Consider the following 14445-nt stretch of genomic DNA (forward strand, 5'->3'; position numbering starts at 1 on the left):
TCCACGGGTCGGACACCCAGTTTCGGTGTCGGGATGGTCGGGAATGAGCCAGCTGATATGCCAAGGCGACCGGCGCGGCGCAGCGCTCGACAGCCCGGCCGGATCACCCTGGAGACCGCATGGTGAGACGGGTTTGTCCCGGGTTCCGGATACACGTACTGATCGTGTAACCTGCACGAAATCGCAGAGGGCCAACGTCGTCCCTGTTGCGCACCACACGCCACGACGACGACGGGAGCGCCCATGCCTCCTGCCATGCCCGCAACTCCGGGCCCCCTCTTCTCCGCGATTCCCGCGGCACAGGGGTTGTACGACCCCCGTAACGAGCACGACGCCTGTGGTGTCGGATTCGTGGCCACGCTCACCGGCGAGCCCAGCCACGACATCGTCGACCAGGCCCTGACCGTCCTGCGGAACATGGAGCACCGGGGCGCCACCGGCGCCGAGGCCGACACCGGCGACGGCGCGGGCATCCTCATCCAGGTCCCGGACGCCTTCCTGCGCGAGAGCGCGGGCTTCGACCTGCCCGCCGCCGGCGGCTACGCGGTCGGCATCGCCTTCCTGCCCGACGACGACGTGCACGCCGGCCGCGCCAAGTCCTCCATCGAGCGCATCGCCGCCGAGGAGAACCTGCGCGTGCTCGGCTGGCGCGAGGTGCCCACCACGCCCGGCCTGGTCGGCACCATGGCCGCCGAGACCATGCCGCGCTTCGCCCAACTGTTCGTGGCCGGCGTCGACGACACCGTCACCGGGATCGCCCTGGACCGGCTCGCGTTCGCGCTGCGCAAGCGCGCCGAGCGCGAGGTCGACGTCTACTTCGCCTCGCTCTCCGCGCGCACCCTCGTCTACAAGGGCATGCTCACCACCGGGCAACTGGAGCCGTTCTTCCCGGACCTGTCCGACCGGCGCCTGGCATCCGCGATCGGCCTCGTGCACTCGCGGTTCTCCACCAACACCTTCCCGGCCTGGCCGCTCGCCCACCCGTACCGCTTCATCGCGCACAACGGCGAGATCAACACCGTCAAGGGCAACCGCAACTGGATGGCCGCGCGCGAGTCGATGCTCGCCACCGACCTGATCCCCGGCGACCTGAGCCGGCTGTACCCGATCTGCACCCCCGAGGCGTCCGACTCCGCGTCCTTCGACGAGGTGCTGGAACTGCTCCACCTGGGCGGTCGGCCGCTCCCGCACGCCGTGCTGATGATGATCCCCGAGGCGTGGGAGAACCACGCCACGATGGACGCCGCCCGGCGCGCCTTCTACAAGTTCCACGCCACCGTGATGGAACCGTGGGACGGCCCGGCCTGCGTCACCTTCACCGACGGCACCCTGATCGGCGCGGTCCTGGACCGCAACGGCCTGCGACCCTCGCGCTACTGGGTCACCGACGACGGCCTGGTCGTGCTCTCCTCCGAGGTCGGCGTCCTGGACATCGACCCGGCGCGGATCGTGCGCAAGGGCCGGCTCCAGCCCGGCCGGATGTTCCTCGTGGACACCCAGGCCCGGCGGATCGTCGAGGACGACGAGATCAAGACCGCGCTCGCCGCCGAACACCCCTACCAGGAATGGCTGCACGCGGGCCTGATCAACCTCGAGGACCTGCCCGAGCGCGAACACGTCGTGCACACGCACGCCTCCGTCTCGCGCCGCCAGCAGACCTTCGGCTACACCGAGGAAGAACTGCGCGTCATCCTGGCGCCGATGGCCCGCTCCGGCGGCGAACCGCTCGGCTCGATGGGCACCGACAGCCCGATCGCCGCGCTGTCCGCCAAGCCGCGACTGCTCTTCGACTACTTCGTCCAGCTCTTCGCGCAGGTCACCAACCCGCCGCTGGACGCCATCCGCGAGGAACTGGTCACCTCGCTGGGCAGCTTCGTCGGCCCCGAGGGCAACCTGCTCGACGCCCAGCCCGCCGACTGCCGCAACGTCGTCCTGCCCTTCCCGGTGCTCGACAACGACGAACTCGCCAAGCTGATCCACATCAACCTCGACGGCGACCAGCCCGGCCTGAAGGCCGTCACCATCTCCGGGCTCTACCCCGTCGACGGCGGCGGCGCGGCACTGGCCAAGCGCCTCGAGGAGATCCGCGCCGAGACCACCGGCGCGATCGCCGACGGTGCCCGCATCGTGGTCCTCTCCGACCGCCATTCGGACGCCGAGCACGCGCCGATCCCCTCGCTGCTGCTCACCTCCGCCGTACACCACCACCTGATCCGCACCAAGACCCGCACCCAGGTCGGCCTGATCGTCGAAGCCGGCGACGTGCGCGAGGTGCACCACATCGCGCTGCTCATCGGCTACGGCGCCGCCGCCGTCAACCCCTACCTCGCGATGGAATCCGTCGAGGACCTGGTCCGCGACGGCGTCTTCCTCGGCGACATCGCCCCCGAACAGGCGATCCGCAACCTGATCAAGGCACTCGGCAAGGGCGTGCTGAAGGTGATGTCCAAGATGGGCATCTCCACCGTCGCCTCCTACCGCGGCGCCCAGGTGTTCGAAGCCGTCGGCCTCGCCGCCGACTTCGTCGCCGAATACTTCACCGGCACCACCAGCAAGCTCGGCGGCATCGGCCTGGACGTCGTCGCCGAGGAGGTCGCCCGCCGGCACGCCAAGGCCTACCCGCCCACCGGCATCGCCCCCTCGCACCGCCGACTGGAGATCGGGGGCGAGTACCAGTGGCGCCGCGAAGGCGAACCGCACCTGTTCGACCCCGAAACGGTCTTCCGCCTCCAGCACTCCACCCGCACCCGGCGCTACGACATCTTCAAGAAGTACACCGAGCGCGTGGACGAGCAGTCCAAGCGGCTGATGACGCTGCGCGGCCTGTTCGCGTTCAAGACCGGCGCCCGCGAGTCGATCCCGATCGACGAGGTCGAGCCGATCTCCGAGATCGTCAAGCGCTTCTCCACCGGCGCCATGTCCTACGGCTCCATCTCGATGGAAGCGCACCAGACGCTGGCCATCGCGATGAACCGGCTCGGCGGCAAGTCCAACACCGGTGAAGGCGGCGAGGACCCCGAGCGGCTGTACGACCCCCAGCGGCGCTCGGCGATCAAGCAGGTCGCCTCCGGACGCTTCGGCGTCACCAGCGAATACCTGGTCAACGCCGACGACATCCAGATCAAGATGGCCCAGGGCGCCAAGCCCGGCGAAGGCGGCCAACTGCCCGGCCACAAGGTCTACCCGTGGGTCGCCCGCACCCGACACTCCACCCCCGGCGTCGGCCTCATCTCGCCGCCGCCGCACCACGACATCTACTCGATCGAAGACCTCGCCCAGCTCATCCACGACCTCAAGAACGCCAACCCGGCGGCTCGGGTGCACGTGAAGCTGGTCGCCGAAGTCGGCGTCGGCACGGTCGCGGCCGGCGTGTCCAAGGCACACGCCGACGTGGTGCTCATCTCCGGCCACGACGGCGGCACCGGCGCCTCCCCGCTCACCTCGCTCAAGCACGCCGGCGGCCCCTGGGAACTCGGCCTCGCCGAAACCCAGCAGACACTGCTGCTCAACGGCCTGCGCGACCGCATCGTCGTGCAGACCGACGGCCAGCTCAAGACCGGCCGCGACGTGCTGGTCGCCGCCCTGCTCGGCGCCGAGGAATACGGCTTCGCCACCGCGCCCCTCGTCGTCTCCGGCTGCGTGATGATGCGCGTCTGCCACCTCGACACCTGCCCCGTGGGCGTCGCCACACAAAACCCCGTGCTGCGCGAGCGGTACAACGGCCAAGCCGACCACGTCGTCAACTTCTTCGAGTTCATCGCCGAAGAAGTCCGCGAACTGCTCGCCGAACTCGGCTTCCGCACCCTGGAAGAGGCCGTCGGCCACGCCGAACTCCTCGACACCAGCGCGGCGATCCGACACTGGAAGACCGAAGGCCTCGACCTCGCGCCGCTCTTCCACGTGCCCACGCTCGCCGAGGGCACGGCCCTGCACCACACCAGCCCGCAGGACCACGGACTGGCCAAGGCCCTGGACAACCAACTCATCCAACTCAGCGCCGACGCGCTGCAGAACGGCGAGCGGGTCGTCATCAACCTCCCGGTGCAAAACACCAACCGCACCGTCGGCACGATGCTCGGCCACGAGGTCACCAAGCGCTACCGCGGCGCCGGCCTGCCCGACGACACCATCGACATCACCCTCACCGGCTCCGCCGGCCAATCCTTCGGCGCTTTCCTGCCCAAGGGCATCACCCTGCGCCTCGAAGGCGACGGCAACGACTACGTCGGCAAGGGCCTGTCCGGCGGCCGGATCACCGTCCGCCCGCACCGCTCCGCCGGCTTCGCCGCCGAGGACAACATCATCGCCGGCAACGTCATCGGCTACGGCGCCACCGGCGGCGAGATCTACCTGCGCGGCGTCGTCGGCGAACGCTTCTGCGTACGCAACTCCGGCGCCACCGCCGTCGTCGAAGGCGTCGGCGACCACGGCTGCGAATACATGACCGGAGGCCGGGCCGTCGTCCTCGGCCGCACCGGCCGCAACTTCGCCGCCGGCATGTCCGGAGGCGTCGCCTACCTGCTCGACGCCGACCCGAACAACATCAACACCGAACTCGTCGGCGTCGAGGAACTCGACGCCCTCGACAGCGCCGAACTGCACGACGTTGTGCGCCGGCACCACGAGGAGACCGGCTCGGCCGTCGCCGAGACCCTGCTCTCCGACTGGGACGCCGCCTCCCGGCGCTTCACCAAGATCCTGCCCAGGGACTACAAGGCAGTGCTCGCCGCCAAGGACGCCGCCGAGCGAGCCGGTCTCACCGAGACCGAGATCGTCCAGAAGATGATGGAGGCGGTTCATGGCTGACCCGAAGGGCTTTTTGACCACGCCCCAAGAGCTCGGCAAGCGTCGCCCCGTCGACGTGCGCATCCGGGACTGGAAGGAGGTGTACGAGGAGCGCACACTGCTCCCGATCATCACCGAACAGGCCGGCCGCTGCATGGACTGCGGCATCCCGTTCTGCCACAACGGCTGCCCGCTGGGGAACATCATCCCCGAGTGGAACGACCTGGTCTGGCGCGACGACTGGCAGGCCGCGAGCGAACGACTGCACGCGACCAACAACTTCCCCGAGTTCACCGGCCGACTGTGCCCCGCCCCGTGCGAGGCCGCCTGCGTACTCGGCATCAACCAGCCCCCGGTCACCATCAAGAACGTCGAGGTCTCGATCATCGACCGGGCCTGGGACGACAACAACGTCGCCCCGCAACCGCCCGACCGGCTCTCCGGCAAGACCGTCGCGGTGATCGGCTCCGGCCCCGCCGGCCTCGCCGTCGCCCAACAACTCACCCGGGCCGGCCACACCGTCGCCGTGTACGAGCGGGCCGACCGGATCGGCGGACTGCTGCGCTACGGCATCCCCGAGTTCAAGATGGAGAAGCGGCACATCAACCGGCGCATCGAGCAGATGCGCGCGGAAGGCACCAAGTTCTACACCGGCATGCAGATCGGCACCGACCTGGACGCGGCCAAGCTGCGCCGGCGCTACGACTCTGTGGTGATCGCCGCCGGCGCCACCGCCGCACGTGACCTGCCCATCCCCGGGCGCGAACTCGGCGGTGTGCACCAGGCGATGGAATACCTGCCGTTCGCCAACAAGGTGCAGGAAGGCGACCTGGTCGCCTCGCCGATCGACGTGGCCGGCAAGCACGTGGTGATCATCGGCGGCGGCGACACCGGTGCCGACTGCCTGGGCACCGCGCACCGCCAGGGCGCGGCCTCGGTCACCCAGCTCGAGATCATGCCCCGGCCCTCGGAGGAGCGGCCCGCCGCGCAGCCGTGGCCGACGTACCCGATGACCTACCGGGTGGCCAGCGCGCACGAGGAGGGTGGCGAGCGTGTGTACGCGGTCAACACCCAGGAGTTCGTGGCCGGCGAGGACGGCCGGGTCAAGGCGCTCAAGCTGGTCGAGGTCGAGTTCAAGGACGGCCGCTTCGTGCCGGTACCCGGCAGCGAGCGGGAGATCCCGGCGGACTTCGTGTTCCTGGCGATGGGCTTCACCGGGACCGACCGCTCCAACGGGCTGGTCGAACAGCTCGGACTCGCCCTGGACGAGCGCGGCAACGTGGCACGCGACGAGAGCTTCGCGACCAACGTGGACGGCGTGTTCGTGGCCGGCGACGCCGGGCGCGGACAGTCGCTGATCGTCTGGGCGATCGCCGAGGGCCGCTCGTGCGCGGCCGCGGTGGACGCGTGGCTGACCGGCGGCACCAACCTGCCGACGCCGATCCGGCCCACCGATCGGCCGCTCACGGTGTGATCGGGCGCGGATCCGGTGCGGATCCGTGCGGATCCGCACCGACCCGGCGTGACGCGGTGTGATCGCGCGGTACGAGTTTGAATATGTGACGAAAGTCGCGTGAACAGGAAAGGGCGTCGCCGTTGCGACGCCCTTTCCGCATGTTGGAAAAGCGCCATATACCGGACGCGGGTACGGCTTACCGGGCGGTAGGAACTAGGCTCTGACCATGCGTCGAGCCAAAATTGTCTGCACCCTGGGCCCTGCCACCAATTCGTATGAACAGATCCGCACGCTGGTCGACGCAGGCATGGATGTAGCCCGCTTCAACCTCAGCCACGGCGCGTACGCCGAGCACGAGGAGCGCTATCACCGCGTCCGTCGGGCATCCGACGAATCCGGTCGCAGCGTCGGCATCCTCGTCGACCTCCAAGGCCCCAAGATCCGCCTGGAGACCTTCGCCGAAGGCCCCGTGCTCCTGGAGCGCGGCGACGAGTTCACGATCACGACCGAGGACGTCCCCGGCGACAAGCACGAGGTCGGCACCACCTACAAGGGGCTGACCGCCGACGTCACCAAGGGCGAGCGGATCCTCATCGACGACGGCCGGGTCACCCTGGAGGTCGTCGACGTCGAGGGCCCGCGCGTGCACACGATCGTCATCGAGGGCGGCATGGTCTCCGACCACAAGGGGCTCAACCTCCCCGGTGTGGCCGTGAGCGTGCCCGCGCTGTCCGAGAAGGACATCGAGGACCTCAAGTGGGGCCTCAACCTCGGTGCGGACATGATCGCGCTGTCCTTCGTGCGCGCCGCGAAGGACATCGAGGACGTCCACAAGATCATGGACGAGGTCGGCGTCCGACTCCCGGTGATCGCGAAGATCGAGAAGCCACAGGCGGTGGACAACCTCGAGGAGATCGTCCACGCCTTCGACGCCATCATGGTCGCCCGCGGCGACCTCGGCGTCGAAATGCCGCTGGAGGCCGTGCCGATCGTGCAGAAGCGCGCGATCACACTGGCCCGGGCCAACGCCAAGCCCGTCATCGTCGCCACCCAGATGCTCGACTCGATGATCAGCGCCTCGCGCCCCACCCGGGCGGAGGCGTCCGACGTCGCCAACGCCGTCCTGGACGGCACGGACGCGGTCATGCTGTCGGGCGAGACCTCGGTCGGCAAGTATCCGATCGAGACCGTCAAGACCATGGCGCGGATCGTGGTCGCGGCCGAGGACTCCTCCGCGATGCAGGAGGAGATCCGCGGTCTGGCCGGTCCGCGCACCCAGGGCGGCGTGATCGCGAAGGCCGCGATCGAGATCGCCGAACGACTGGACGCCAAGTACCTGGTGGCGTTCACCCAGAGCGGTGACACGGGCCGCCGGTTGTCCCGGTACCGCTCGATGATCCCGATGCTGGCCTTCACCCCGGAGCCGGCGGTGCGCAGCCGCCTGGCGCTCACGTGGGGCCTGGAGACCTTCCTCGGGCCGCTGTGCAGCCACACCGACGAGATGGTTCGTCAGGTGGACGCGGCACTGCTCGCGATCGGCCGCTGCAAGAAGGGCGACCTGGTCGTGATCACGGCCGGCTCCCCGCCCGGCGTTCCCGGATCGACCAACCTGATCCGCCTGCACCACATAGGGGATCTGCCCAACGAGTAGGACCCTGTCGTAGTACCGACGGCCCGTCACCCACTGGGTGACGGGCCGTCAGTACTTGGGGCCGACGTGTTCGTCCATGAGTGCGACGGAGGCACGGCGGGCGACCGACAGGTTGTTGCGCCGGGCGAACCTCCACTCGACACCGAGTTGGTCCAGCGTGGTCGTGAGGATGCGCATGATGTCCGTGGACTCGTTGGTGAACAGGTAGCGCGGGTACTCGTAGCGCTTGCGCTCGCCGGCGACCATGCGGGTGGTCCAGTTCATGTTCCGACAGCCGTCGGAGTGGATGAGGCCGCGCACGAGGGCCCAGGGCTCGGCTCGGACGATGTCCTGTTGCCAGGATTCGAGGACGATCGATCGCTCGTGCTTGCGGCCGGGGCCGTGCTGGGGGAACAGGCATGGCCAGTGTTGTGAGTAGCGCTTGATGTCTGTACACCCTCGGCGGGGTACGAAGTTCGACGCGGAGCCCGGGAGGACGCGCGCAATGGCATCGGCGCATTCCCGCATCAGGCCCGGCCACGCGTTGGCGCAGGAGATTCTGAGGCTGTACGCGCGGGGGCCGGCCACGATGTGGCCGTCGCCGAGATAGAGGCCGAGCAGGTAGGCGTATGCCGGGCGATCGACGTCGAGTTCCAGACAACGGAAGCAAAGGGCCCGGCGTCGTACAGGGAGGTCGCCGTGACGAAAACGCTCCGTGTGTAGCCAAGAGCCCACGGTCCCTGGCGGGATACGCAGCCTGCGAGCCACGTCGGCATTGGAGACGCCTGCCCGCAGCAGAGTGATTGCCTGGCGACGGAGATCGGGGTCATGCATGGAACCACGGTGTGCCGCAGCCACTCGCTGGTTCAGATGTTCGAGTGCGATTCACTCGATCGGACTAGTTGGTGCCCCGAGTCGGACTCGAACCGACACTGTATGGGTTTTGAATCCATTGCCTGCTGCCAATTGGGCTACCGGGGCGCTGACCTGGGAACGCCTCGTATCAAACGAGGTCGCCCCCTGCACGAGGAACACCATACCGCCTCTCGGTACCCTCGTGTCCGCACCATTTCCCTGATCGAGGAGCGACGTGACCGCCGCCACGCAGCCGCCCGCCGCATCGCAGGACAGCCACCGCGCCCGTGTCGTCATTGCCGAGGACGAGGCGCTGATCCGGCTCGATCTGAAAGAGATGTTGGAGGAAGAGGGGTACCACGTCGTCGGTGAGGCCGGAGACGGCCAGCGGGCCGTGGAGCTGGTCCACGAGTGCCGGCCCGACCTGGTCATCCTGGACGTGAAGATGCCGATACTCGATGGCATCTCGGCTGCAGAGCAGATCGCGAAGGCCCGCCTCGCCCCCGTGCTGATGTTGACCGCCTTCTCCCAGCGCGAGCTGGTGGAGCGGGCCCGGGACGCCGGTGCGATGGCGTATCTGGTCAAGCCGTTCACCAAGGGCGACCTCGTCCCGGCGATCGAGATGGCCGTCTCGCGCTACACCGAACTGGCCGCCCTGGAGCGTGAGGTCGGCGACCTCACCCAGCGGCTGGAGACGCGCAAGCTGGTCGATCGTGCCAAGAGTGTGTTGCAGGAGAAGTACGGGATGTCCGAGCCCGAGGCGTTCCGCTGGATCCAGAAGGCCTCGATGGACCGTCGGATGTCGATGCGCACGGTGGCCGAGGTCGTGGTGTCCGGAGGCGACGTCGCCGACTGACCCAGCCTCCCTCAATCTCCCACGAACCCGCCCGATTGCGGTCAAATCGGGCGGGTTCGTCGTTTTCCCGGCATCGGATGATCATATTTGATCACTTTGGATCGATAGATTTCATTCACTGTTTCTTTTGGATTACTTCTGGTTACGGGCGCATCACATCTCAGTCGGCGGACTGCCGCTGCCCTTCCCGCCGGACTACATTCCGGGCACCGCATGTTCATCGCGGTTTGTGAAGGCGCCCCGATGCGGGCTCCGAACTTTTTCTACAAGGGGTTGGGGTTTGCTGTGCTCAAGCGACGCGTGATCAAAATCGCGCTGCCCATCGCGGCAGCGGCACTCGTGCTTTCCGCGTGCGGCAGTGACGATGACGACAAGAAGAAGGAAGGCGGCAGCACCGCCCCCGGTGGTGGTAACAAGCCGACCTGGACCATAGGTTTCCAAGCGGGGCTCTCGGGGGAGAATGCCCAGCTTGGCATCAACGAAGAGAACGGCGCACGTCTCGCCGTCGAGCAGGCCAACGCGAAGGGCGATCTTCCCTTCACGCTCAAGTTCAAGACCTCGGACGACGAGGCGTCGGAGACGAAGTCGGTCTCCGCGGCGCAAAAGCTGATCGACGACAACAACGTTGTTGCCGTCGTCGGCCCCGCCTTCTCCGGCCCCACCAAGGCCGCGTCGCCGAACTACGCCAAGGCGAAGCTCGCCACGGTGTCCCCGTCGGCGACCAACCCGTCCCTGACGAACGCGGAGAACAATTTCACCGCGTTCCTGCGCGGGGCGCCGAACGACAACGCCCAGGGCGGCGGGATGGCGAAGTACCTGTCGAAGAAGCTTCAGGTCAAAAAGGTCTTCGTCGTCGACGACAAGACCGAGTACGGCGTGGGTCTGTCGAAGGTCGCCAAGGACGAGCTGACCAAGGCCGGCGTCCAGGTCGTCTCGGACAGCGTGCCGAAGGCGACCCCGGACTACGGTCCGATCTCCACGAAGATCAAGAACTCCGGCGCGGACGCCATGATCTACGCGGGCTACTACCAGGACGGCGCGCCGTTCGCCAAGAAGCTCAAGGAGGCCGGGTTCACCGGTCCCAAGTTCTCCGGTGACGGCACCAACGACTCGCAGTTCGTCTCGCTCGCCGGGGACGCCGCGAACGACTGGTTCCTGACCTGCCCGTGCGCCGACGCGAACGTCGAGGCGGCCACGAAGCAGTTCACGGACGACTACAAGAAGCGCTTCAACACGAACCCGAGCACCTACTCGGCGGAGTCGTTCGACATCGCCAACCTGGTGATCGAGCAGATGAAGTCCTTCGGCGCGGAGAAGATCACCCGCGAGGCGATGCTGACCAAGCTCAAGGGTGCCTCGTACAAGGGTCTGACCAAGACCTTCAAGTTCCTGCCGAACGGTGAATTCGACGGCGCGACGACCTTCATCTACCAGGTGAAGGGCGGCAAGATCGGCTACATGGGCGACATCGACCAGCTCGTGGGCGGCTGACCCGATAGATCGGGCGGCGCTACCTGACGATCGGGCCCGGGTCTTCCCGGAGTTTTCGGGAAGACCCGGGCCCGTCCGGTTTTCTTGAGGAAGCTTTCCTTATGCAACCTGATGAAATCCTGGATTACCTTATTCCAGGGATCATGCTCGGTGCGTTGTACGCGGTGATCGCCATCGGCTATACCCTGGTCTATGGCGTTCTGCAACTCATCAACTTCGCACACAGTGAAGTGTTCATGGTGGGCGCCTATTCGGCGCTTCTCGCCTTGACCTGGATCGACCCGAGCAGCAATCCGACGACGTTCATGTCGGTGTTGTTGGTCGCGGCCGGTCTGGCCGTTTCCGGTACCGCCGGCGCGGCCACGGCCTTTACGCTGGAAAAAGTCGCGTATAGACCGCTCAGACGCAGGAACGCGCCTCGGTTGGCGTTCCTGATCAGCGCGATCGGGGCCTCCTACTTCCTGCAGAACCTTGCGGGGAAGTTGTTCGGTCGCGACTCGCGCGCACTGCCGACGGTGTTCGAGAACAAGAAGGTCTTCTCGGTCTTCGGCACCCAGGTCACCATCCTGCAGCTGCTCATCGTTTGTGCGGCGGTGCTGATGATGGTCGGTCTGGACTACCTGGTGAACCGCACCAAGCTGGGCTCGGGTATCCGGGCGGTGGCGCAGGACGCCGAGACGGCGGGCCTGATGGGTGTGGACATCGACAAGGTGATCTCGCGGACGTTCATCATCGGCGGGTTCATGGGCGGTATCGCCGGCTTCCTGTTCGGCCTGCATCTGCAGTTGTCGTTCACGATGGGCTTCCTGCCGGGTATCACCGCGTTCGCCGCGGCGGTCGTGGGCGGGGTCGGCAACATTCGCGGCGCGATGATGGGCGGCATGCTGCTCGGCATCGTGGAGAGCTTCTCTTCGCCGATCTTCGGTGAGTCGTGGCGGTACGTCAGTGCCTTCGCGGTGCTGGTCCTGGTGCTGATGTTCCGGCCGACCGGCATCCTGGGCGAGCGGTTGGGGAGGTCGGCGTGACCACGACGACTGAGGACAGGGATCTCGCGCCGACGGGTTCGGCGCTGGCCAAGTTGCGGCGCAAGCGCTGGTATCAGCAGCCGATGGTCGGTCGCCTGGTGGGCACCGTCTCGGCGGCGGTGCTGCTGGACGTGATGAGTGGTCCACAGGGCAGCCGCGAGGACGTGTTCTTCTCGCTGGACAAGACCCTCGGGTCGATGCGTCTGGTGTGGTGGGTCCTGGGCGCGGTGGCGCTGTGGGCGGTCCTGGAGTTCGCCAAGCCGCTGTACAACCGCTATCTGGCCGCGAGTGTCGGTCCGCTGGACCGGTTCCACACGCCGGTGACCGGCCCGGTCAAGGGCTTGATCGCGCAGACCCGGGCGACGTCGGCGAACCTGCGCAGGATCGTTTGGGTCCGGATCGGCTTCTCGGCCGTGGTGATCGGCCTGCTGATCCTGCTGCCGAATCTGTTGTCCACCTTCTGGAACCAGGTTCTGGTCAACGAGGTGGCGATCTACGTCCTGCTCGCGATCGGCCTGAACGTGGTGATCGGCTGGGCGGGTCTGCTCGACCTGGGCTTCATCGCGTTCTTCGCGATCGGGGCGTACAGCACGGCGTACTGGACCGGCGCGATGCCGGTGGATCCGCCGTTCACGCTGAACGCGTTCCTGGTGATCCCGGTGGCGGTGGCCACGTGTCTGCTGGCCGGGTTGCTGCTCGGCGCGCCGACGTTGCGGCTGCGCGGTGACTACCTGGCGATCGTGACGCTGGGTTTCCACGAGATCATCTATCTGATCGCCAAGAACGCGGACGACTTCACCAACGGTCCGCGCGGGGTCCAGGGCATCTCGAACTTCGGGGTGCACGTCGGTCCGATCGACTACGACTGGGAACTGGACCCGGTGCCCTACTGGTACCTGCTGATCGGCATCGCCACGATCCTGATCATCGCGTTCCTGCGGTTGGAGCACTCCCGGGTGGGTCGGGCCTGGACCGCGATCCGCGAGGACGAGGTGGCGGCGTCGGCGACCGGTGTGCCGACGGTGAAGTTCAAGTTGATGGCGTTCGCGATCGGCGCGTCGACCTCCGGCATCGCCGGTGTCGCGTACGCGAGCAAGGCTCGGTTCATCAGTCCGGAGAGCTTCCTGCTGCTGTTCTCGGTGCTGGTGGTGGCCTACGTCATCTTCGGTGGCATGGGCTCGCTGTGGGGCGTGATCATCGGGACGGCGTTCCTGGCCTGGTTGCCGCAGTACATGAAGGACTGGGTCAACCCGAACGACCGATTCATGTACCTGGGCGCGCTGTTGATCATCATGATGATCTACCGCCCGCAGGGCCTGATTCCCTCGGTTCGGCGCAAGCGCGAGTTGAGCATGGCCAAGGCGGGTCTCGGCGACGCGGACGCGATGTCGGAGCCGGCCGGCGGGAGGATGACGTGAGCATCACCACGACGAAGGCGGACGACGGGCCGCGGGTGGATCCCGCCGATCAGGTCATGCGGGTGCGCGGTGTGACGCTGCGCTTCGGTGGCCTGGTGGGTCTGTCCGATGTGGCGTTGGACCTGCACCGCGGCGAGATTCTCGCGGTGATCGGTCCCAACGGCGCGGGCAAGACGTCGTTGTTCAACTCGCTCACCGGGATGTACGTCCCGCAGGAAGGCAGCATCGTGCTGCGCGACCGGGCGGGTGCCGAGCATTCGCTCAAGGGGCGCAAGCCGCACCTGGTGAACCGGCTCGGGGTGGCCCGCACGTTCCAGAACATTCGCCTGTTCGGCGCGCTGACCGCGCTGGAGAACGTGAAGATCGCGGCGGAGACCCGGCAGAAGGCCGGCCCGGTGTCGATCATGCTGGGGCTGCCGAACGCGCGGCGCGAGGATCGCGAGAGCGACAAGCGGGCGCTGGAGCTGTTGCACTTCGTGGGGCTGGACGGGCTGCTCAACGAGTTGGCCGCGTCGTTGTCCTACGGGCAGCAGCGCAGCCTGGAGATCGCCCGCGCGTTGGCCACCGATCCGCAGGTGTTGCTCCTGGACGAGCCGGCGGCGGGCACGAACCCGACCGAGAAGCTCGAGCTGGAGGTGTTGATCCGCCGGATCAACCGCGAGCTGGGTATCAGCGTGCTTTTGATCGAGCACGACATGCGCCTGGTGATGTCGGTGGCGGACCGGGTCACGGTGCTCAACTTCGGCAAGGTGATCGCCTCCGGCTCGCCTGCCGAGGTGCAGCGCAATCCCGAGGTCGTCGCGGCCTATCTGGGATCGGAGATGGCCGCCGAGATGGTCGCCGCCTCGGATGCCGAGGCCGCGGGCGAGTCGGACGGTACGGTCCCCGCGCAGCGGGACGGGGAGGAGCAGCGATGAGCACCGCCGAGT

Annotated in this window: 9 protein-coding genes and 1 tRNA gene; 8 read left to right on the forward strand and 2 right to left on the reverse strand. The window is 67.4% G+C overall.

Going from position 1 to position 14445, the window contains the following annotated elements; all coding sequences use genetic code 11:
• The first annotated feature begins 255 nt into the window (after positions 1–255).
• The 3 genes from gltB (at position 256) to pyk (ending at position 7892) form a co-directional block, all read left to right on the forward strand.
• Positions 256–4806 carry a glutamate synthase large subunit gene (gene gltB / locus ACIBSV_RS13855; RefSeq protein WP_395862521.1) on the forward strand — a complete coding sequence of 1517 codons (4551 nt, stop codon included), beginning with the start codon at positions 256–258 and terminating at the stop codon, positions 4804–4806.
• On the forward strand, positions 4799–6259 hold the full coding sequence (locus tag ACIBSV_RS13860) for a glutamate synthase subunit beta (protein ID WP_395862522.1): 1461 nt from the start codon (positions 4799–4801) through the stop codon (positions 6257–6259). The genes gltB and ACIBSV_RS13860 overlap by 8 nt, the downstream gene beginning before the upstream one ends.
• Before the next feature lie 208 nt (positions 6260–6467).
• Positions 6468–7892 carry a pyruvate kinase gene (gene pyk, locus ACIBSV_RS13865; protein WP_395862523.1) on the forward strand — a complete coding sequence of 475 codons (1425 nt, stop codon included), beginning with the start codon at positions 6468–6470 and terminating at the stop codon, positions 7890–7892.
• 48 nt (positions 7893–7940) lie between these two features.
• Here pyk and ACIBSV_RS13870 read toward each other — a convergent pair whose 3' ends face one another.
• Together ACIBSV_RS13870 and ACIBSV_RS13875 are read right to left on the reverse strand one after the other, a co-directional pair.
• Entirely contained in the window at positions 7941–8705 is a 765-nt protein-coding gene (locus tag ACIBSV_RS13870) for a helix-turn-helix domain-containing protein (RefSeq protein ID WP_395862525.1), read from the reverse strand.
• A gap of 69 nt (positions 8706–8774) precedes the next feature.
• Positions 8775–8852: transfer RNA gene (locus ACIBSV_RS13875), tRNA-Leu, on the reverse strand.
• Between the two features lie 109 nt (positions 8853–8961).
• On the opposite strand from ACIBSV_RS13875, the gene ACIBSV_RS13880 reads away from it, so the two are divergent.
• The 5 genes from ACIBSV_RS13880 to ACIBSV_RS13900 all read left to right on the forward strand — a co-directional run bounded on the left by ACIBSV_RS13880 (position 8962) and on the right by ACIBSV_RS13900 (position 14433).
• Complete coding sequence (locus ACIBSV_RS13880; RefSeq protein WP_395862527.1) at positions 8962–9582, forward strand: ANTAR domain-containing response regulator; 621 nt, start codon at positions 8962–8964, stop codon at positions 9580–9582.
• A 285-nt stretch (positions 9583–9867) separates the two neighbouring features.
• On the forward strand, positions 9868–11073 hold the full coding sequence (locus ACIBSV_RS13885; RefSeq protein WP_395862529.1) for a branched-chain amino acid ABC transporter substrate-binding protein: 1206 nt from the start codon (positions 9868–9870) through the stop codon (positions 11071–11073).
• Between the two features lie 101 nt (positions 11074–11174).
• Positions 11175–12098: a branched-chain amino acid ABC transporter permease gene (locus ACIBSV_RS13890; RefSeq protein ID WP_391582582.1), complete on the forward strand. Its 924-nt coding sequence runs from the start codon at positions 11175–11177 to the stop codon at positions 12096–12098.
• The gene (locus ACIBSV_RS13895) at positions 12095–13516 is read left to right on the forward strand and encodes a branched-chain amino acid ABC transporter permease (RefSeq protein ID WP_395862531.1); all 1422 of its coding nucleotides are present in this window, start codon (positions 12095–12097) and stop codon (positions 13514–13516) included. The genes ACIBSV_RS13890 and ACIBSV_RS13895 overlap by 4 nt, the downstream gene beginning before the upstream one ends.
• The gene (locus tag ACIBSV_RS13900; RefSeq protein WP_395862533.1) at positions 13513–14433 is read left to right on the forward strand and encodes an ABC transporter ATP-binding protein; all 921 of its coding nucleotides are present in this window, start codon (positions 13513–13515) and stop codon (positions 14431–14433) included. The genes ACIBSV_RS13895 and ACIBSV_RS13900 overlap by 4 nt, the downstream gene beginning before the upstream one ends.
• The last annotated feature ends 12 nt before the right edge of the window (positions 14434–14445 follow it).

Source organism: Embleya sp. NPDC050154, from assembly GCF_044460165.1.
Taxonomy (GTDB): domain Bacteria; phylum Actinomycetota; class Actinomycetes; order Streptomycetales; family Streptomycetaceae; genus Embleya.

Excerpts from the sequence above, each read along its gene's own strand:
- ACIBSV_RS13860 (WP_395862522.1), top strand. The coding sequence starts at position 4,799 with ATGGCTGACCCGAAGGGCTTTTTGACCACGCCCCAAGAGCTCGGCAAG.
- ACIBSV_RS13890 (WP_391582582.1), top strand. The coding sequence starts at position 11,175 with ATGCAACCTGATGAAATCCTGGATTACCTTATTCCAGGGATCATGCTC.
- gltB (WP_395862521.1), top strand. The coding sequence starts at position 256 with ATGCCCGCAACTCCGGGCCCCCTCTTCTCCGCGATTCCCGCGGCACAG.
- ACIBSV_RS13870 (WP_395862525.1), bottom strand. The coding sequence starts at position 8,705 with ATGCATGACCCCGATCTCCGTCGCCAGGCAATCACTCTGCTGCGGGCA.
- pyk (WP_395862523.1), top strand. The coding sequence starts at position 6,468 with ATGCGTCGAGCCAAAATTGTCTGCACCCTGGGCCCTGCCACCAATTCG.